Annotated in this window: 20 protein-coding genes and 1 tRNA gene; 11 read left to right on the top strand and 10 right to left on the bottom strand. The window is 66.1% G+C overall.

From position 1 onward, the window contains the following. Positions 1–121: 121 nt before the first annotated feature. Positions 122–1,591 carry an MATE family efflux transporter gene (locus HL666_RS15570; RefSeq protein WP_172182274.1) on the top strand — a complete coding sequence of 490 codons (1,470 nt, stop codon included), beginning with the start codon at positions 122–124 and terminating at the stop codon, positions 1,589–1,591. Positions 1,592–1,595: 4 nt separating this feature from the next. On the opposite strand, the gene HL666_RS15575 is transcribed toward HL666_RS15570, so the two are convergent. The 4 genes from HL666_RS15575 to HL666_RS15590 all read right to left on the bottom strand — a co-directional run bounded on the left by HL666_RS15575 (position 1,596) and on the right by HL666_RS15590 (position 3,908). Continuing rightward, positions 1,596–1,997 (bottom strand): SRPBCC family protein, encoded by a 402-nt coding sequence (locus HL666_RS15575; RefSeq protein WP_172134242.1) that lies wholly within the window; start codon positions 1,995–1,997, stop codon positions 1,596–1,598. A 10-nt stretch (positions 1,998–2,007) separates the two neighbouring features. Then, entirely contained in the window at positions 2,008–2,367 is a 360-nt protein-coding gene (locus HL666_RS15580; protein WP_172182276.1) for a VOC family protein, read from the bottom strand. 49 nt (positions 2,368–2,416) lie between these two features. Continuing rightward, a complete protein-coding gene (locus HL666_RS15585) occupies positions 2,417–3,259 on the bottom strand; it encodes a helix-turn-helix domain-containing protein (RefSeq protein WP_172182278.1) in 843 nt (280 codons plus the stop codon). Between the two features lie 76 nt (positions 3,260–3,335). Beyond that, a complete protein-coding gene (locus tag HL666_RS15590; RefSeq protein ID WP_172134240.1) occupies positions 3,336–3,908 on the bottom strand; it encodes a methylated-DNA--[protein]-cysteine S-methyltransferase in 573 nt (190 codons plus the stop codon). Between the two features lie 261 nt (positions 3,909–4,169). On the opposite strand from HL666_RS15590, the gene HL666_RS15595 reads away from it, so the two are divergent. Together HL666_RS15595 and HL666_RS15600 are read left to right on the top strand one after the other, a co-directional pair. Further along, positions 4,170–4,243: transfer RNA gene (locus HL666_RS15595), tRNA-Gly, on the top strand. Positions 4,244–4,421: 178 nt separating this feature from the next. Continuing rightward, the gene (locus tag HL666_RS15600) at positions 4,422–5,177 is read left to right on the top strand and encodes an SDR family oxidoreductase (protein WP_172182280.1); all 756 of its coding nucleotides are present in this window, start codon (positions 4,422–4,424) and stop codon (positions 5,175–5,177) included. 112 nt (positions 5,178–5,289) lie between these two features. Here HL666_RS15600 and HL666_RS15605 read toward each other — a convergent pair whose 3' ends face one another. The 5 genes from HL666_RS15605 to HL666_RS15625 form a co-directional block, all read right to left on the bottom strand. Beyond that, a complete protein-coding gene (locus tag HL666_RS15605; RefSeq protein ID WP_172134238.1) occupies positions 5,290–6,195 on the bottom strand; it encodes an SMP-30/gluconolactonase/LRE family protein in 906 nt (301 codons plus the stop codon). A 30-nt stretch (positions 6,196–6,225) separates the two neighbouring features. After that, positions 6,226–6,564, bottom strand: a complete 339-nt coding sequence (locus tag HL666_RS15610) for a putative antibiotic biosynthesis monooxygenase (RefSeq protein WP_172182282.1) — start codon at positions 6,562–6,564, stop codon at positions 6,226–6,228. Positions 6,565–6,791: 227 nt separating this feature from the next. Then, entirely contained in the window at positions 6,792–7,790 is a 999-nt protein-coding gene (locus tag HL666_RS15615; protein ID WP_172182325.1) for a LacI family DNA-binding transcriptional regulator, read from the bottom strand. Between the two features lie 1,012 nt (positions 7,791–8,802). After that, positions 8,803–10,617 carry an AMP-dependent synthetase/ligase gene (locus tag HL666_RS15620; RefSeq protein WP_172182326.1) on the bottom strand — a complete coding sequence of 605 codons (1,815 nt, stop codon included), beginning with the start codon at positions 10,615–10,617 and terminating at the stop codon, positions 8,803–8,805. Between the two features lie 174 nt (positions 10,618–10,791). Next, the gene (locus HL666_RS15625) at positions 10,792–11,157 is read right to left on the bottom strand and encodes a nuclear transport factor 2 family protein (protein WP_172182284.1); all 366 of its coding nucleotides are present in this window, start codon (positions 11,155–11,157) and stop codon (positions 10,792–10,794) included. A gap of 167 nt (positions 11,158–11,324) precedes the next feature. Here HL666_RS15625 and HL666_RS15630 point away from each other — a divergent pair, with 167 nt between their 5' ends. The 6 genes from HL666_RS15630 (at position 11,325) to HL666_RS15655 (ending at position 16,589) form a co-directional block, all read left to right on the top strand. Next, positions 11,325–11,684, top strand: a complete 360-nt coding sequence (locus HL666_RS15630) for a hypothetical protein (RefSeq protein ID WP_172110284.1) — start codon at positions 11,325–11,327, stop codon at positions 11,682–11,684. A 633-nt stretch (positions 11,685–12,317) separates the two neighbouring features. Then, positions 12,318–12,842 (top strand): hypothetical protein, encoded by a 525-nt coding sequence (locus HL666_RS15635; protein ID WP_172110282.1) that lies wholly within the window; start codon positions 12,318–12,320, stop codon positions 12,840–12,842. A gap of 144 nt (positions 12,843–12,986) precedes the next feature. Next, positions 12,987–13,175 carry a hypothetical protein gene (locus tag HL666_RS15640; RefSeq protein WP_172182286.1) on the top strand — a complete coding sequence of 63 codons (189 nt, stop codon included), beginning with the start codon at positions 12,987–12,989 and terminating at the stop codon, positions 13,173–13,175. 22 nt (positions 13,176–13,197) lie between these two features. Beyond that, the gene (locus tag HL666_RS15645; protein ID WP_172110280.1) at positions 13,198–13,794 is read left to right on the top strand and encodes an SCO family protein; all 597 of its coding nucleotides are present in this window, start codon (positions 13,198–13,200) and stop codon (positions 13,792–13,794) included. A 102-nt stretch (positions 13,795–13,896) separates the two neighbouring features. After that, positions 13,897–14,805 (top strand): ABC transporter substrate-binding protein, encoded by a 909-nt coding sequence (locus HL666_RS15650; protein WP_172110279.1) that lies wholly within the window; start codon positions 13,897–13,899, stop codon positions 14,803–14,805. A 137-nt stretch (positions 14,806–14,942) separates the two neighbouring features. Further along, positions 14,943–16,589, top strand: a complete 1,647-nt coding sequence (locus HL666_RS15655) for a lysine--tRNA ligase (protein ID WP_172110278.1) — start codon at positions 14,943–14,945, stop codon at positions 16,587–16,589. Positions 16,590–16,788: 199 nt separating this feature from the next. On the opposite strand, the gene HL666_RS15660 is transcribed toward HL666_RS15655, so the two are convergent. Next, complete coding sequence (locus HL666_RS15660) at positions 16,789–17,550, bottom strand: carbonic anhydrase (RefSeq protein WP_172182288.1); 762 nt, start codon at positions 17,548–17,550, stop codon at positions 16,789–16,791. A gap of 282 nt (positions 17,551–17,832) precedes the next feature. Here HL666_RS15660 and HL666_RS15665 point away from each other — a divergent pair, with 282 nt between their 5' ends. Continuing rightward, positions 17,833–18,177 (top strand): DUF952 domain-containing protein, encoded by a 345-nt coding sequence (locus HL666_RS15665; protein ID WP_172110276.1) that lies wholly within the window; start codon positions 17,833–17,835, stop codon positions 18,175–18,177. Continuing rightward, positions 18,174–19,268 carry a quinone-dependent dihydroorotate dehydrogenase gene (locus HL666_RS15670; RefSeq protein ID WP_172110275.1) on the top strand — a complete coding sequence of 365 codons (1,095 nt, stop codon included), beginning with the start codon at positions 18,174–18,176 and terminating at the stop codon, positions 19,266–19,268. Before HL666_RS15665 ends, HL666_RS15670 begins: the two co-directional genes overlap by 4 nt. The last annotated feature ends 63 nt before the right edge of the window (positions 19,269–19,331 follow it).

Below are 19,331 nucleotides of genomic sequence, written 5' to 3' on the forward strand. Positions count from 1 at the left end.
GCTGCGTCTGCCGCGCACCCCCAATGCGCCCGCCGCACAGGGCGTACCCCGGCAGTGTGCTAGGAAGGCTTCAACGAAAGCCAATGGGGCTGCGACGCGCGCGGCCGAGCGGGGAGCTGAAATGTCCGAGATCGGCTTGGCCGACAGTCCGGTCGACGAAGGGCGTTCCTTGCCGATCGCCGTGAAGCCGATGCGGAATGCGCTGGTCGACGGCCCCATCCTGCGCACCTTGCTGTCGCTGGCATGGCCCAACATCATCGCGAATACGGCGGGCACCTGCGTCGTCATCGCCGAGACGTCCTATATCGGCCGACTTGGCATCGAGGCGCTCGCGGCCATGGCGCTGGTGTTCCCGCTGGTAATCCTCACTATGACGATGTCCGGGGGCGCCATGGGCGGCGGCGTGGCCTCGGCGATCGCGCGAGCACTCGGCGCCGGCGATACCGAGCGCGCTTCAACGCTCGCCTCGCATGCGCTGCTGATCGCCCTGCTGTTCGGCGCAGCCTTCATGATCGGCATGCTGGTGTTCGGTCCCGCTCTGCTGGAGCTGCTGGGCGGCCGCGGCGCGGTGTTGAGCCACGCCGTCGCATACCTGCAGATATTCTTCGGCGGCGCCGTGCTGCCGTGGCTGATGAACTCCATGGCCGGCATCCTGCGCGGCACCGGCAACATGAAGCTGCCGTCGTTCATGATCCTAAGCTCGGCGCTGTTGCAGATCGTTCTGGGTGGCACGTTGAGCCTGGGTCTTGGCCTCGGCATGCGCGGCGTCGCGGCGGGTGCGCTGCTTGCCTTCAGCGTCAGCATCTCGGTCATGAGCTGGTATCTGTTCTCGGGGCGAGCTCGCGTCAGGCCGAAGCTCCGTGGCCTCAAGATCAGCCGTGCGATGTTCGCCGACATTCTCAAGGTCGGTGCGATCGCCTGCTTCTCGCCGCTGCAGTCGGTGCTGTCGATCGCGATCTTCACCCATATGCTCGCGGGCTTCGGCACGGCCGTGCTCGCCGGCTACGGAATCGGTGCTCGCCTCGAATTCATGATGACGACCGTCGGGTTCTCGATCGGCATGGCCTCGGTGCCGATGGTGGGCATGGCAATCGGTGCTGGGCAGATCGCGCGCGCCCGCCGCGTTGCCTGGACCGCCGGTCTCGTCTCCTTCACCACCATGGGCGTGTTGTCGACCGGCATCGCGATCTTCCCGCAGATTTGGGTCGACATCTTCACTCAGGATGAGAGCGCGCGCAGCGCCGGCCGACACTATCTTCAGATCGCGGCGCCGATGTATGCGTTCATCGGCTTGGCGATCTCGATGTATTTCTCCTCGCAAGGCGCGGCGCGCGTGATCGGGCCGGTGCTGGCACAGACGGCGCGGTTCGTCTTCATCGCCGCCGGCGGCAGCTATCTGCTGCAGCATGCCGCGACCGAGGGCGAGTTTTTCCTGCTGGCAGCGGCGTCCATGGTCCTGCTCGGCGGCCTGACTCTCGCCAGCGTCATGCTCACCCGCTGGGGTTCGAAGCCTGCCACGATCGAGCTGCGCCCGGTCGCGTTGGCGGCCGCCCGCAACCCTGGCTCTCAGCCGCCGCCGCGCCTCGGCTGAGCTGCTACACGCGCAGCCTGCCCAAAGTGTCCTGCATCGCACGCGCGCCGAGCTCCATCTGCTGCTCGATATAGGGCGCGATCTCGTGCGGCAGCACGTCCGTCGTCCAGATCATCCGGCAGCGTTCCTCGCCTTCCGGGAAGATCTGAAACGACGCGCTGTGCTGGGTGATGCGCTGATTCCTGATGGTATAGACGAGGCGCCGGCGCTCATTGTTGCAGTCGACCAATTGCTCGCGCACCACGCTGCCGTTGGCGAAGCTGACGATGCGGACGTCGCCGTCGAGTCGGGTATCGGTCACGAAGCCGGGTGCCAGCCGGATATGAACGGCGCCGAAATCGCGCACTGCATCCCACACGGCAGCCGCCGGGGCTGCGATCGGGATCTCCTTTTGGATCGATGCCATGGCGAATACCTCAAGGGCACACGGCTTCGACGTTGTTGCCGTCGGGATCGATCAGGAATGCGGCGTAGTACGTCGGACTATAGTCCGTGCGCGCCCCGGCACCGCCGTTGTCGCGGCCGCCGGCTTTCAGTCCCTCGCTGTGGAATCTGGCAACGGCAGCGTGATCGGAAGCGCGAAACGCGACATGTGCTGCAGCGTTGGCTGCGGCCTTGTCGAGATAGAGCCAGAGCATCGGCTCGCCCTTGGGGCCGATGCCTGCGGAGACTTCGTCCTTCGAACAGAGGATGTGTCCGAGCGGCGCCAGTGCGGCAGTATAGAAGCGGATGCTGGCGTCGAGATTGCCAACCTTGAGGCCGATATGATCGTACATCGATGATCTCCATGCTTGGCATGCGGCTGTTGCACGCGCTGGGATCATCTCACCGGTAGCGGCCGATCTGCTCTTGGAGAATCTTGCGCTCGCCGCGCGAAGCCTTGCGGAATTTCGATGGCGACACGCCGGAGGCGCGCGTGAAGGTGCGGATGAAGTTCGACAGGTCGGCGAAGCCCGTATCGTAGGCGATGTCCGTGACCGGCGCGTCCTCCTCGCTGAGGCGCCGGGCGGCGCGCCGCAAACGCGCCCGGATCAGATATTGATGCGGTGTCACGCCGATCGTCGCCGCAAACAGTCGCAAGAAGTGGAACGGGCTGACACCGGCCTCGCGGGCCGTATCCGCCAGGTCGATGTCGCGGTCCGAATTGTCGTCGATCCACAGCGCGCTCTCGACCGCGCGCCGGCGATCCCGCAGGCTCGGTTGTGCCGACCGCCCCTCTCGTCCGGTGACGGTCGCTACGAAGCGGCCCGCGATGAGATGACCGATCTCGTCAAGTCCATGCGTGCGCTCGCGGTCGGCCCCAGCCAGGGCGAGCTCGCCGAGCACCATCAGCTCCGGGAGCGGCGGGGTGGCGCCGGTCTGCCAGGTCCGCTTGTCGCCGCCGATCTCGTCAATAATGGCTTCATCGAAAAAGAACGACAGGCACTCGTCGCCGCAGACGTGGTCATGTGTGCACATGTACTCGTCGCCGGGATGTCCGACCAGCAGTGAGCCGGTGACCAGCTCGAAGAAGCGGCCGCGGTGATGGCAGCCGAAGCTGCCCTTGCGCACGTAGGACAGCGAGTAGCCGGCATATTGCTCGGCATAAGGACGTTCGCCCGGAGCAGCCGAACAGCGGAATTCGGATACGGTGACGTCTCGACTTTCGAACAGGATGGTCGCGGTCATCCTGGCAATCTAGGGCATCGCGCGTGAAAGACGAGGGTTGGTGGGAGAAATTTCGAGCCCTTCGAGGATTTGATGCTTATGAGGCCCGTGCCCGGTCGACGGCGAGCAGGGCGTCGAACAAGGTCAGGCCTGCAAGCGGCCGTGCGCCTTCGAGCGACAGCAGCCGCCGCTTGGAGATGACTCCGCTGTTGGGTGACGGCTTGTCGTGGCCGTTGCCGAGATCGCGCACGCGGTGGCACGGCACGATCAGGACGAACGTATTCCTCGTCAGGGCCTGCGCAATCGAGTTCAGCGCTCCGGCGACGTGAAGCTCGATTGCGAGCTCGTCAGCGCTGCGCGTCTCGCCGCGCGGAATGGCGCGGATGCGTTCGTAGACGCGCTGGTTGAACGGCAGCACGCCGCTGAGATCGAGCACCACATCCGAGAAGTCGACATCTCGGCCGCGCAGCATGGCGGAAATGCCTTCAATGGCGAGTTCAGTGTTCGAACACGGGCGCTGCTCCCGTGCTTCCGGAAACTGGCGGAACAACCGCCGCCGGGTCTCGATTTCCCGTGCCTCCGGCAACTGCACACCGGTGATCCCGGCATCGCTCCACGTGATGCCGCAACGGCCGAGGGCCGTATCAAAGATCGTATACCCACGCCCCATGACGCCACCCCAACCCCACACCACAACCATAGCACTGCCGCGGTCGACCGCATCAATTTTGTTAACAGTTTGTTAACAGCGCGGCACGACCGGGGCGGGGTTTGCCCTGATTTGGGTCATGGTTGTCAAGCGCCGTCTCGTGATCTGCGCGGCGCCATGCGGTGCAGCACGCGAGACGAGTCGGACGGCAGGCTCCGCGACGATCCGCAGAGTGACAAGCCGCTTGGCGAAACGCTGCGGCTCGGTTAAGCATTGAGCCATGCGGGCGTAGTTCAATGGTAGAACGGCAGCTTCCCAAGCTGCATACGAGGGTTCGATTCCCTTCGCCCGCTCCAGCCTCATAACGATCACGACAGATCGCATCTCGACGAGATCCATGCGTGCGCTTGCTGGCAACGCGACGGCCCTCGTCGCGTTGCCGGATGAAGCCAAAAGCAGTGGCGTTGACAGGATTTGTTATCGATAACATAGTCTTGCTCGGCGCGTTCCAACGTAGCAGGCGGAGAAAGCGGAGTGGCGGTCGACTTGTTCGATCTGGCGGGGCGTCGCGCCCTCGTGACCGGATCTTCGCAAGGCATTGGTCTTGCGCTCGCGCGCGGTCTTGCTGAAGCCGGCGCCGAAATCGTGCTCAACGGCCGCGACGAGGCCAAGCTCGCCGCTGCTGCTCGCGAGATTCCAAGCGCGCGCATTCTCGCTTTCGACGTGACCGATCACGCCGCCGTGCGTGCGGCGGTCGATCGCTTCGAAGCCGAGGTCGGCCCGATCGACATTCTCGTCAACAATGCCGGCATGCAGCATCGGGCGCCGCTGGAGGATTTCCCCGAGGATGCGTTCCAGCGCCTGCTGCAGACCAACATCGCCTCGGTGTTCAACGTCGGCCAAGCCTGTGCGCGCCACATGATCGGACGGCACGGCGGCAAAATCATCAACATCGCCTCGGTGCAGACGTCGCTCGCGCGTCCGTCGATCGCACCGTATACGGCGACCAAGGGTGCGGTCGGAAACCTCACGAAGGGGATGGCGACGGACTGGGCCAGGCATGGCCTGCAGGTCAACGCCATCGCGCCCGGCTATTTCGATACGCCGCTCAACGCTGCACTGGTTGCTGATCCGGCCTTCTCGGCCTGGCTCGAGAAGCGCACGCCGGCGGGGCGCTGGGGCAAGGTCGAGGAACTCGTCGGCGCCTGCATCTTCCTGGCCTCGCCGGCATCGTCCTTCGTCAATGGCCACGTGCTCTATGTCGATGGCGGCATCACCGCCTCGCTCTGAGGCCGGCCGTCGAGCCATCCAGCGCAGCGCTTGCCGCGTGTCGAAGCGGGACGTGTCGTCGCGATGATCGGCACTGATGCCATGGCCGGCGCGCCGGAACGATCGTGTGGTCTCAGTTGATCCCATGGGCGTTGACGAAGATCGCGTAGAGTGAGGTTTGCGCGGTGATGTAGAGCCGGTTGCGCTTCGGCCCGCCGAAGGTGACGTTGGAGACGATCTCGGGCACCGGGATGCGCCCGATCAAGGTGCCATCGGGTGCGTAGATGGCAACGGCATCGCCGGTCGAGGTCCAGATGTTTCCGCTGCGGTCGATGCGGAAGCCGTCAAACAAGCCGGCGGGCGAGGTGGCGAACACACGGCCTTCGCCGACGGTCCTTCCGCTCGCGGCGACCGCGTAGACGCGGATGACTGCGGGCCAATCCGGCACGTGGGTCGCGCCGGTGTCGGCGACGTAGAGCAGGCGCTCGTCGGCAGAGAACGCAAGGCCGTTCGGCTTCACCATGTCGGTGACGACCGCTGCGACTGCGCCGGTGGCCGGATCGAAGCGATAGACGTGGCTCGCGCCGATCTCGCTCGGCGCCGCGTGGCCCTCATAGGCGCTGTCGATGCCGTAGGTCGGGTCCGAGAACCAGATCGTGCCGTCCGACTTCACCACGGCGTCGTTCGGCGAGTTGAAGCGCTTGCCCTCGAAACGATCGACCAGGCCGACCCATGTGCCATCGTGCTCCAGTCGCGAAATGCGTCGGCCGCCATGCTCGCAGGCGATGACGCGGCCGAGCGCGTCGCGCGTATGGCCATTGTGATAGCCGCACGGCGTCTCGAATACCGAGACCGAGCCGTCGGTCTCGTCGAATCGCATCAGGCGGTCGTTGGGGATGTCCGACCACAGCAGCGATTTCGCCGCGGGAACATAGACCGGGCCCTCGGCCCAGCGGCAGCCGGTCCATAGCTTCTCCAGCTTGGCGTGGCCGATGATCAGGGCGCTGAAGCGCGGGTCGCGAATGTCGTAGGTGGTCATGGCGCAAGGTCTCCGGCGGCGATGATGCGGTCAGTCGGTCGGCAGCGGAAAATCGTCGGCCCTGAAGACGGTGTGGAAGATCGAGCCCTCGAACATCTCCATCAGCCCTCCCGTCACCTCGCGGCTCTCCGCGCGCACCGGCGACGCCAGCGCCTGCTCGATCGCCGCGTGCGAAGGATAGCGGATCGCCAGCACCATCTCATAGCGCTGGGCATCGCTATCGCTATCCTCCTGGCGCAGCACGCGGACCTCCTGGGCGCCGGGAAAGCGCGTCCATAGCGGCACCAGCTTCTCGCGGACATAGGCAGTGAACTCGGCTTCGCGTCCGGGCTTCACGCGGCCATTGAAGAAAGCGCAACGGATATACATCGGCATTCGCTCCTCAGTGTCAGAAAGGGCTCGGTGGCCGGCCGTTCGCGGGCCGGCGAGGGAGTGAGAGCACGGCGATCACTTTCGCCTCGTTCGGGGCTTCATGGTTCGAGACACGCCGCCAGCGGCGCTCCTCACCGGGAGGGTTTGGTGTTGGTGCTCCTCTCATCGATCTTGTTGTCGATAGCATCGAGTTTTCCGAGGACGAGCCGTCAAGCGATGCGGCGTCATGTGCTTTCGCGCTCGATCACCTCGAACGGGACGATCAGGGTCGCCGGCGCCGGCGGGTGTGCGTGCTGCACGGCGTCGAGTGCGTCCAGCAGAATGCGACCGGCCTCGCGCCCGATATTGCGGCAATCCACGGCGACGGTGGTGATGCGTGGCCAGGCGCAGCGCGACACCTCGAAATCGCCGAAGCCGGCGATCGCGATCCGGCCGGGCACGGCCCAGCCGCGGCGGTGGCACTCCATGATCGCGCCGAAGGCGGAGAGGTCGGAGACGCAGACGGCGGCGTCGACATCGGGCCATTGCTGGATCAGGTGCACGAGCGCCTGACCGCCTTGCTCCATCGAGATCGGCGGATTGCCGAACGAGATGGTGCGGCCGACCGGCAGGCCGAGCTCCTCGACTGCCCTGGTGTAGCCGAGCCGGCGGTCGGCGCCGCGGGTGTCGCGCCGGCTGGCGCCACCAATGAAGCCGATGTTGCGATAGCCCTTCTGATACAGCCGGTGGACCAGGGCACGCGAGGCCTCGGCGTTGGAGAAGCCGACGACGTGATCGATCGGATCGGTCGGCAGATCCCAGGTTTCCACGACGGGGATGCCGGCGGATCGCAGCATCCGCCGCGCCTTCGGCGTATGCCGTCCGTCTGTGACGATGATCCCGTCGGGGCGGCGGGTCAGCATCGCCTGAACGAGCTGCTCCTCCTTTTCCATGTCGTAGTCGGTGTAACCGAGCAGCATCTGCAGGCCGTGGCCTTCGATGATCTCGGTGATGCCGCGGGCGGTGTCGGAGAAGTTGAAGTTGTTGATCGAAGGCACCAGGACGGCGACGAAGCCGGTACGTTTCGAAGACAGCGCTCCCGCCGAAAGATCGAGCACGTAGCCGAGCTCGTCGACGGCCGTAAGGATCTTGCGCCGCGTCTCCTCGGAGACGGCGCCGTCGCTCTTCAGTGCGCGGGAGACGGTCATCGCCGACACGCCGGCCCGCGCCGCCACCTCCGCCATGGTCGCGGGCCGCTTCGGCAGCGCTCGGGCAATCGGCCGTGTCGACTTCATCTCATGCGGTCTTCTCTTGGCTGCGCGTCGCCGGGTTGGGCGGGCCCGAAGCTGGCGGATGCGGAAGGATACGCTGCTTATGATATCGATAACAATCCACGTGCATGAGCTGCCGACGAAGTGGGGCGATCCCTCACATTCCGCGGTCGTCTCTGCGACGAAGGGGCCCATAGCCACCGGTCCACCTGAAAGAACGTCCCTGTGGCATGCGTCATCGCCCTCTCGCGGCGCAGCTGCGTCCGAGTCGTGCCGGTCGTCCCGCCCTGCAAGAGAGAGGGCGCGGGGAATGCCGGGCGCTGGCCGCACCCATGGCCCGCCTGCGGAAAAAATGCAGGCGGCAGGAACCACAGGTTCAGCCGAGACATCCCGGCATTCCCCGCGCGATGGTTTTCACGCTTATGTCGCGATCTCCCCGGTGTCCGGCTTTTTAGCCACCGTCGCCGTCCGGATCATCATCACCAGACGACTTGGCGCCAGCTTCGGGGCGCCAGGACCACGCGTCTTCACGTCCGCAAGTCTGCCGTTCGTCGGCGAGCACGAGGCCCGCTGCAGCACACTCGCAGCCACCGCATCGCCGGCCCCACGTCTCGTGACGATCGCGAAGCGCCCCTCTCGCGGGCCGGGATGCGGAGAGATATACATGATTTCCGAAAAAAGGAAAGAGATTTATCTTTCGCGGAAGGATGGATCAGGGCCAGTCAGAGTCCGTCACAATAAGTAGCTGGTGATGTGCAGGGTCCCACCCCCTCGCAATGACAATGTTGACCGAGGCGTCTCCCCGACTTCCACCGTCGTCCCGGCGAACGCCGGGACCCATAAACGCCACCGTCGGCTTTGCGAAGGACGACGATCCAGACCTTCTCCGCCAACGCACATCACGCAGTATGGGTCCCGGCGTTCGCCGGGAAGACAGCGGTATGTGCGGCCACATTCTGCCGCCACGCATTTCCGCCCGATGTCCCTATTGCTTCGCCGTGGAGGCAGCCGGCCGCTTCGCGTAGATCGCCACGATCTCCCTGGCGAACGTCCGCTCGATGGCCGGCCGCTTGTTCTTCAGCGTCGGCGTGATCAGGCCGGCCTGGATGGTCCATGGCTCCAAGGTCCAATGCACCGCCTTCGGCGTGGCGTAGGCCGGATAGGCCTTCACGCTGCGCGCGATGTGGCGCAGCAGGGAAGCGGCTTCGGCCTCGGGGCCGCGCTGACCGTGAGCGGCGAGCCGCGCCTGCTGCTCGGCCCAGCCCTTGGGGTTGAGGACGACGATCGCCGTGAGGAACGGGCGGCTCTCCCCGATTACGATCGCCTGCTCGAACAGCGGGTCGGTGAGGATCGCGGTCTCCAGGTCGGCGGGGGCGATCTTCTCGCCGGTCGACGTCACCAGGATGTCCTTGATCCGCCCGGTGATGGTGATGCGTCCCTGGTCGATACGGGCCTGGTCGCCGGTGTGCAGCCAGCCGTCGGCCTCCTTGATGCGCGCGGTCTCCTCCGGCCGGTGCCAGTAGCCGAGCATCACGTGGGGGCCGCGCACCATCAGCTCGTCATTGTCGCCGATGCGGACCTCGACGCCGGGGAGGGCGCGGCCGACGGTGCGCGGATCGTTGTCGTCGGGCGTGTTGACGCTCACCACCGGCGAGGTCTCGGTCATGCCGTAGCCCTGCAGCACGTCGAGCCCGAGCGCCAGGAACAGCCGCACCACCGGCTCGGCGATCGGCGCGCCGCCGCTCACCGCGACGCGCAGCCGCCCCCCGAACCGGGCCAGCACCTTCTCGGCGACGAGGCGACGCAGCAGCGGCCATGCGGTGCGCTCGAACATCGGCTGCGTGGCGCGCCCATGCCGTGCATCGAAGCGGCGGCCGCCGATCGCGAGCGTCAGATCGAGCAGCGCGCGCTCCAACGGGTTGGCGATCCCGCGGTGATGCATGACGAGCGAATAGATCCGCTCATAGATGCGCGGCACCGAGACCAGGATGGTCGGGCGTACCTCCAGCAGATCCTCCGACAGCTGCCTCACCGAGCGCGCATAGGCGACGCAGGCACCGATCGCGATCGCGTAGTAATAGCCCGCAGTTCGCTCGAACGTGTGCGACAGCGGCAGGAACGACAGGAACACGTCGTCGATGTCGGCCGCGAGCCGCTGATGGATCGCCTTGACGTTTGCGACGACATTGTCGTGCGACAGCATCACGCCCTTCGGCCGGCCGGTGGTGCCCGAGGTGTAGACGATCGCGGCGAGGTCGTGCGACGCGATGGCGATCTCGTCGAGAGCCGCGCCGGCTCCGGACGCATTCAGCCAGGCATCCAGCGCGGCGACGCGCGGATCGGCGGCGTCGGGAGGCGCCTGCAGCTCGGCGCACACGATCCGCTTCAGGTCGGGCAGGGCCTGACCGACGGCGGCGATCTCATTCCAATGCTGGTCGGAATCCACCAGCAGCAGCCGCGCGCCGGAATCGGCGAGGATGTAGGCGATGCTGTCGGCGTTGTCGACCGCATGCATCGGCACCGGGACCAGCCCGCGCGCCAGCGCCGCCTGATCCATCGCGAGATGCGCCAGCCCGTTCGGCATCAGGATCGCGACGCGCTCGCCTTGTTTCAATCCTTCGGCGGCGAGCGCCCGCTGCCAGCGATCGACGACGCGATCGATCTGGTGCCATGACAGGCTGCTCCAGCCGTTGCCGGCCGGATCGAAGTGACGATAGGCCTCGGCGTCGGGGCTCCGGTCGACGCGCCAGCGCCACAGCGCGGGCAGGGTCGCAATGGCGGCCAGCGGGCCGGCCGCCATTGCCTGATCATCGATGGAATTAGACTGCTGCACGCCCGCCTCCGGCGATCCGGTATTCGTCGCGAGCGTCTTGCAGCGGCGGATCAGGACCGACGTTGACGTAGCGCAATCACGGGACGTCTGCTCGTGCGCCGCGACATGGGAGCCCCTCGCGTGCGGCGGTGGCGATGTCCGTCACGCGCCCTCCGGCACCTTGTCGAGAAAGCCGGTGACGCGGCGAATGCGGCCGTCGGCGAGCTCGACGAAGTCCGTGCCCTCGATCGGGCCGTCTGCATCCGCCGGACCGAGCGTCCAGGCGAAGCGGACGTAGTTGCCGTGGCCGTTGGCGCTGCCGCGCAGGCGGAAGCGGAAGTCGGGGAAGCGGTGCTGCACGCCGTTCACGAGTGCGTCGATGCCGTCATAGCCGCTGCCGCACATCAGCGGGTCGACATAGCTGGCATCGTCGGTCCATTGCCGCGCGAGCAGCGTGCGGCGCTGCGTGGCGTCGCGCTCGTTCCACAGCGCAATGTAGCCGTCGGCGATCGCGGCGATCTCGGTCATCGGTGCTCTCCATGTTGTGAACGATGAGGCGGCGAAGATCGCGCCGATCATGCATCGAATCGATTACGTCCGACGTCATCTCATTTGGCATGACCAAACTGTAAGTTGCCGCCTCTCCGCGCCGGGCCTACCCAGCGCGCAGAGACGGTGCGGGGGATTTGCGTCGCATGTTGTCCGACACTTGGAAGTTAATCGCGGTCGCGATCTGTCTCGTCCTGTTCACGGCAGATACCGTGCTCAAGCCGCAGGATAAGCCCAACCGCATGGTGTTCTTCGAGCTGCATCGGGGCGACAGCCCGACGATGATCGGCATGATGCGCGACGACCTGCTCAAGCTGCCGGGCCGCGGCGCAAGCCGCATCCGCAACGCGCTGGCGCGCGGCGAGGCGTTAACGGTCTGGCAATATGAGTTGAGAAAGACTGAAGACGGCAGCTATCAGGAGGTGCCCGCGCGGCAGATCGAGCTCGGGTCCGCCGACGCGCCGCTCGTCACCTTCGGCGCCACCGTGCGCCTTCCCGACGATTAGTTCGACTCCGCTGCTCACATGCCGCCGCTGCCGGCGCATTCCTCAGCAAAGCCGGGCGATCGAGTCGGCCGCGATGCCGCTTCCGTCTGGAGCGGATCCGGGAGGATGCGACCCGATGTCGAGGCTGCATCGGCGCCGCCGAGGTTCCGCGCGCCGGGAACCTGAGCGGTATCGAAGGCCGGCGCAGGAATCCGTTCCTCCCATCCGTTCCTCCCAGTCCTTGGCGCCCTCCACAACGCCGCCTTCGAGCATCCGGAATTTCACGGGGTTTTGCTCTGCCGTGACGTTGAAGCCGCGCCGCCAGACGAATCATGCCGGGCTCCTGCCCAGCTCGTGGCGCAACTGCCATGGTCGGGCCCGGGTGAGGCGATATTTTCGCGGTAGCAACCGGGTGGTGCAGCGGCCTTGCAACACTTGCCCTGAATTTGGTTCGGGCTGCCGCGCCGTCCTGGACAAAAACACGATCTCGCAACACGCTGCGTTTGCGATTTGGATTTGGCTTTCGCGTTCCGGTTCTGGGGAGGGCTCGTGATTGCAAGGTCCGCCGCAGTTCCAAGCATCACAATCAACGCATCACACGAAGCGTATCAAAGTCGGTCAGATCGGTTTCGCCGGGTTGAACTGGGGCTCGACATGAAATTCTGGACGGGGTTGCTCGCAGTTGTTCTGTTGCTGTCGGGGGTCGGCGCGAGCCAGGCCGTGGTCCGGATCGCCGACGACCGCGGCGGCCGGATCGGCACCTATGTCGACAAGTACCAGGGCCTGCGATCCTCAGGCGAGTATGTGATCATCGACGGCCTGTGCGCGTCGGCCTGCACCATCGTGCTGGGCGCCGTTCCGCACGACAAGATCTGCGTCACCTCGCATGCCAATCTCGGCTTCCATGCCGCCTGGGATTTCGGCGCCAACGGCCGCGCCGTCACCAATCCCGAGGCGACCCAGATGCTGTACTCGATGTATCCGTCGCCGATCCGCCGCTGGATCTCGCAGCGCGGCGGGCTGACGCCGCGGATGATCTTCCTGAAGGGCAAGGAGCTGCAGGCGATGTACAAGCCCTGCTACATGGACGCCCAGGCGTCCTCGCCGTCCTCGCCGCAGGTCGCACCCAACGCTCCGGCGATCTCGCCGGCGGCCGCCAAGGCCTCCGCCTCGCACTGACCGGGGCATTCCTCCGCACCCTGTGACCGCGGCGGGCGCCTCCGCGCTTGCCTCGACCGCCAGCGCGGCCTATTTCAGAGGCCGAGAGGCGGGCAAATGCATGTGCCATTTCGGGCCAGTGACCCGCCGGATGAGCACGCCGTCATGCAGCCCCTTTCAGCGCCGCAAGAGATATCGTCCGGTTCTGCCGGTCGCCGCGCGGCCTCGGCGCCGGTGATGGCGGCCGTGGCCCTGGGCGTCGTGCTGGTTGCCGGCGCCGGGATTCTCTGGGCGCAGTACGGCACTGCCGTGTTCTTCGAGATGATCGCCGCCGGCTTCAGCGCCTGCTTCTGAGACCGAAATTGAGGAGCCCGGCATGCCGTCCAATGCCACCCGTCCGCTGGTGATCATCGGAGCCTTCGCTGCCAGCCTGGTGGTCGGGCTGACGCTGATGTTCGTCGTCATGGGCGGCGGTGCCCGCAACATCGCGGCACCTGCCGCGATCGGCGGGCCGTTCCAACTCACCGACCAGACCGGTGCAGTCGTCACCGAAAAAAGCCTGCAGGGGCGGCCGACGCTGATCTTCTTCGGCTTCACCCATTGTCCGGACGTCTGTCCGACCTCGCTGTTCGAGATCTCCGAGGTGCTGCGGGCGATGGGCAAGGACGCCGACAGCGTGAACGCCTATTTCATCTCGGTCGATCCCGAGCGCGACAACCCGGCGACCATGAAAGACTACCTCTCGAGCTTCGATCCGCACCTGAAGGGCCTGACCGGCGATCCCGAGGTGCTGGCCAAGGTCCTCACCGAGTACCGGGTCTATGCCAAGAAGGTCCCGCTGAAGGACGGTGATTACACCATGGACCACACCGCCTTGATCTATCTGATGGACCGCAACGGCCGCTTCGTCGCGCCGTTCAACCTGAAGCGCACGCCCGAGGAGGCGGCGGCGGACCTCAAGAAATACCTCTGAGCGCGTTAACGCTCTCGCGCCCGGCGCACGGCGCCGAGCCGATTCGCGCCTCGAATTTGCGCCGGGATGGTCTATAAGGCGCGCTGACCATCGGGACCGCTGATGCCGACCGTCGTTTCAAGCCCCTGGAAGCCCAACCGCCCGGCCCGCGCCATCATCGCCGCCGTGCTGCTCTGTCTCGGCCTGGCCGGGGCCGGACCGGATGCGCGCGCCCAGGCGCCGGTGAGGCCGGCGGTCGAAGCGGCGCCGCAGGCGGTGCCCGGCTTCTGGGATCCGCGGCGCCGCCCCGAGCGGCCCGATCTGTCGCGCCTCACGGTGATCCGCTTCCTGACCGAGACCGATTATCCGCCGTTCAATTTCACCGGACCCGACGGCAATCCGGCCGGCTTCAACGTCGATCTCGCCAGGGCGATCTGCGACGAGATCAAGGTCACCTGCACCGTCCAAATGCGCCGCTTCGAGACCCTGATCGACGCGCTGTCCTCGAACCGGGGCGACGCCATCATTGCCTCGATGGCGGTGACGCCGCAGATGCGCGCGCGGCTGGATTTCTCCGATCCCTATTACCGGGCGCCGGCGCGCTTCGTGTCGCGCCGCGACGCGGTCATGACCGAGATCCGGCCCGAATTCCTCGAGGGCAAGAAGATCGGTGCGGTCGCCGGTACCGCACACGAGGCCTATCTCAAGGCGATGTTCACCGACGCCGAGATCAAGGCCTATCCGAACGAGGACGCGCTGCGGCAGGCGCTGCGCCGGGCCGAGGTCGACCTGATCTTCGGCGACGGCATCTCGCTGGCGTTCTGGGTCAACGGCACGGATTCGGCCGATTGCTGCGCCTTTTCCGGTGGACCTTTCGTCGAAAGCCGCTATTTCGGCGAGGGCGTCGGGATCGGGGTGCGCAAGGGCAACGACCTGCTGCGCCAAGCCCTGAACTGGGCGCTGTTCCGGGTCTGGGAAAAGGGCCGCTACACCGACCTATGGCTGCGCTATTTCTCGATCAGCCCGTTCTAGCGCTTGCCGTCGTTCCGGGGCGCGTCGAAGACGCGAACCCGGAACCTCGAGATTCCGGGTTCGATGCTTCGCATCGCCCCGGAATGACGGGTAACATGACCGCTGTTTTGCACGCCTTCGGAGAAGTCTTTTTCAATATGTCCACGATCGATCTCGCCCTTCCCAGCCCGAGCGACCTGCGCGCGCTCGCCGAAAATTCCAACGCCTGGCCGTTCGAGCAGGCCAAAGCGATCGTCAACCGGCTGAAGAAGACCCCGAAGGACGAGGTGCTGTTCGAGACCGGCTATGGCCCGTCGGGCCTGCCGCATATCGGCACCTTCGGCGAGGTCGCGCGCACCACCATGGTGCGCCACGCCTTCCGCGTGCTGACCGAGGACAAGATCAAGACGCGCCTCATCGCCTTCTCCGACGACATGGACGGCCTGCGCAAGGTGCCGGACAACGTGCCGAACAAGGAGATGCTGACGACGCATCTGGGCAAGCCGCTGTCGCGCATCCCCGATCCGTTCTCCAACGAGTATCCCTCGTTCGCCGCGCACAACAATGCGCGGCTGCGCGCCTTCCTGGACAGATTCGGCTTCGAATACGAGTTCGCCTCCTCGACCGACTACTACACCTCCGGCAAGTTCGATGCGGCGCTGCTGCGTATGCTGGAGCGGCTCGAGAAGGTGATGGCCATCATGCTGCCGTCGCTCCGCGAGGAGCGCGCCGCGAGCTACTCGCCGTTCCTGCCCATTTGTCCGCGCACCGGTCTCGTGCTGTACGTGCCGATCGTGGAGCACGACGCCAAGGCCGGCACGATCTCCTATGACGATCCCGAGACCCGCGAGCGTATGACGGTCCCGGTCACCGGCGGCCATTGCAAGCTGCAATGGAAGCCGGACTGGGCGATGCGTTGGCACGCGCTCGGCGTCGACTATGAAATGGCCGGCAAGGACCTGATCGACTCGGTGAAGCTGTCCGGCAAGATCTGCGCGGCGCTCGGCGGCACGCCGCCGGAGGGCTTCAACTACGAGCTGTTCCTCGACGAGAAGGGCCAGAAGATCTCGAAGTCGAAGGGCAACGGCCTGACCATCGACGAATGGCTGCGCTACGCTTCGCCGGAATCGCTGTCGCTGTTCATGTATCGCGAGCCCAAGGCGGCGAAGCGGCTGTATTTCGACGTCATCCCGCGCAACGTCGACGACTATCAGCAATTCCTCGAGGGCTTCCCGAAGCAGGATGCCAAGCAGCAGCTCGGCAACCCGGTCTGGCACATCCATTCCGGCACGCCGCCGAAGGCCGACATGCCGGTGACCTTCCAGCTCTTGCTGACCCTGGTGTCGTCGTCGAACGCCGAGAATGCCGAGACGCTGTGGGGCTTCATCGGCCGCTACCGCCCGGGCGTGACGCCGCAGACGCATCCCAAGCTCGATGCGATGGTCGGCTACGCCATCAACTACTATCGCGACTTCGTCGCGCCGACCAAGACGTTCCGCGAGCCGACCGAGATCGAGCGCGTGGCGTTGCAGGATCTGCGCGATGCGCTGTCGAACCTGCCGGCGGAAGCTACCGCCGAGGACATCCAGAACGTGGTCTACGAGATCGGCCGCCGCGAGCCGTTCCTCGACCACGCCAAGAAGGGCAAGGACGGCCGGCCGGGCGTGTCGCTGGACTGGTTCAACATGCTCTATCAGGTGCTGCTCGGCCAGGAGAAGGGCCCGCGCTTCGGCTCCTTCGTCGCCGTCTACGGCCTCAACAACGCCGTCAGCATGATCGACGGGGCGCTGGCGCGGAGCGCGTAAGGCCCACGCTCTTCACTCCGCAGAGGGTGTCGTCCCGGCCTCGAGCCGGGACCCATAACCACCGGCTCGAGTTTGACGGAAGATCTCCGCCACCGTCCAAACCAATCAGCACTCCGCGGTATGGGTCCCGGCTCGAGGCCGGGACGACGGCGGAGTGCTGCGCGGCAGCCGCGATCCGAAGCGGCCGGCGATGCGCGACTTACACGCCCTGCAGCACGAAGCGGCGGTCGAGCTTCTGCACCGGGCGGGCATTCATCGGGTACAGCTTGGCGAACTTCGCCACGTCAGCTTCGGCAACCGAAACCGGCTCGCTCAGCAGCAGCCACTCGACGACCTCGGAGCACGGCGGCGTCGTCAGCGAGCCGGCATAACGATAATAGGAGCGGCGGTTGGGCAGCATCATGTTGGGATTGATGCGCGGATCGGCCTTGACCGCGGGACCCTCCTTGTCCGGCATCGTCGACACGATGTGGGAGAACGCGGCATTGGGACGGCCGGTGGTCATGAGCACGCCGACCACAGCGAGACCGCCCGACGCAGCGCGGTGCACGAAATGCGCTTCCATCGGATAGTTCTTGCCGCCGATCTGGTGCTCGCTCGGGCGATGGAAATGCACCTGCAGTAGCTTGTAGGTGGTGCCGCCGAGCTTCAGGGTGCCGCTGCCGTCGGCGAAGTTGAGCTGGATGGTGTGGCCGTTGTTGACGATGGTGTCGGCGGTCCTCGCCCAGCTCAGCTTGAAGTCGGGCAATTGGGCCCGCGTCGCATGCTCGATATCGATCGGCGACTGCTGGGTGCCGACGCTGCAGACCTTGTTGGCCGCGTCGAGATCGCCCCATTTGGAGGGGCCCGTCGTCCCCTCGTAGCTCCAATGCGGGGCGCCTTCGGCGGCGAAGCCGGGCGTGGCGCAGACGGGGCAGAGGGCTAGCCCTGCAAGGGCCTTCAAGACGTTGCGGCGGTCCATGGCAATCTCCAAAGCTCAAGTGTGATGCAGGCAATCGGTGCGGCCGTCGGCGCTCGGCGCCGCCAAGGCGAATCGCGAAGCCCAGGAGAGCTGAATTCGGTTAATCCTTGCTGAGGAACCGGCTGTATCCAGAAGAATCCGTGATGACACGGGACAACTCGTGCGGGCCGCGGCGCAGCGGCTGCGGGACAATCGACGCTTGAGTTCGCCGCCCCCTGCCGATACGGTCGGCCGCTCCCGAAAACATCAGCAAACTCAAGCTCAAGCCAGGACCGCGCGAAGGTGCCCAAAATCTACAAAATCTGCTCAGCTTCGGCCTGGCGCGAGGCGGAGCGGCTGGGCGTCTACCGCGGCAGCGCGGACGATCTGCGCGACGGATTCATCCATTTCTCGACCGCCTCTCAGGTTCCGGAGACCGCCCGAAAGCACTTCTTCGGGCAGAGCGCACTGTTCCTGGTCGAAGTCGAGGCGGACGCGCTGGGCGATGCGCTGCGCTGGGAGCGCTCGCGCAATGACGAGCTGTTCCCGCATCTCTATGGCGAACTCGATCTCGGTGCGGTGACCGCCGTTCACCAGATGCACAGCCGTGCCGATGGCGGCCACGACATTCCAGGACTTGCGCCGTGATTCGCGCCTTCGACACCGTCTCGCTGCCGCTGCTTCGCTGGCTGGACGCCGAGGATGCGCACCGGCTTGCCATCCAGGGCCTCAAGCTGCTGCCCGCCATCAAGCCGCGGCCTGACGATGCCAAGCTCGCGGTGCGCGCTTTCGGGTTGAACTTCCCGAACCCGGTCGGCATGGCCGCGGGCTTCGACAAGAACGCCGAGGTGCCGGACGCGCTGCTGCGGCTCGGCTTCGGCTTCGTCGAGATCGGCTCGGTGACGCCGCGGCCGCAGAGCGGCAATCCGCGGCCGCGGCTGTTCCGCCTGGAGCGCGACGAGGCGGTCATCAACCGCATGGGCTTCAACAATGACGGTGCCGAGGCCGTGCTGCGCCGGCTGGCCGGCCGCGCCAACCAGGGCGGCATCGTCGGCGTCAATGTCGGGGCCAACAAGGATTCGGCCGACCGCGTCGCCGACTACGTCCGCCTGATCGAGACCTTTGCGCCGGTGGCGAGCTATTTCACCGTCAACATCTCCTCGCCGAACACGCCGGGCCTGCGCAATCTGCAGCAGGCCTCGCAGCTCGACGAGTTGCTGTCCAAGGTGCTGGAGGCGCGCGACCGCGTCCGCCGCAAGGCCGGCGACACCCCGGTGCTGCTCAAGATTGCGCCCGATCTCAGCCTCGCCGAGCTCGACGACGTCGTCCATGTCGCGCGCTCGCGCGGCGTCGACGGCATGATCGTGTCGAACACGACGCTGGCCCGGCCCAACAGCCTGCGCGAGCAGCTGCGCGCCAAGGAGCAGGGCGGCCTGTCCGGGCGGCCGCTGTTCCGGCTTTCGACCCGCATGGTCGCGGAGACCTTCGTCCGCGTCGAAGGCGCGTTCCCGCTGATCGGTGTCGGCGGCATCGACACCGGCGGCGCCGCGCTGACCAAGATCCGCGCCGGCGCCAGCCTGATCCAGCTTTATTCCTCGCTCGTCTACAAGGGTCTCGGCCTGGTCGACAGCATCAAGGCCGACCTGACCTCGACCTTGCTGCGCACGGGCCGCGAATCTCTGTCCGAAATCGTGGGCGCCGATGCAGCGACGATCACGGCGGAGGATTGGCCGGTCTAGGGCGTGGACTCATAAGCCTTGGCCCAGAGGCGGGTTGAGCCGAGTGCGACTGCCGCGAGAAAG

This window comes from Bradyrhizobium aeschynomenes, from assembly GCF_013178945.1.
Taxonomy (GTDB): domain Bacteria; phylum Pseudomonadota; class Alphaproteobacteria; order Rhizobiales; family Xanthobacteraceae; genus Bradyrhizobium; species Bradyrhizobium aeschynomenes.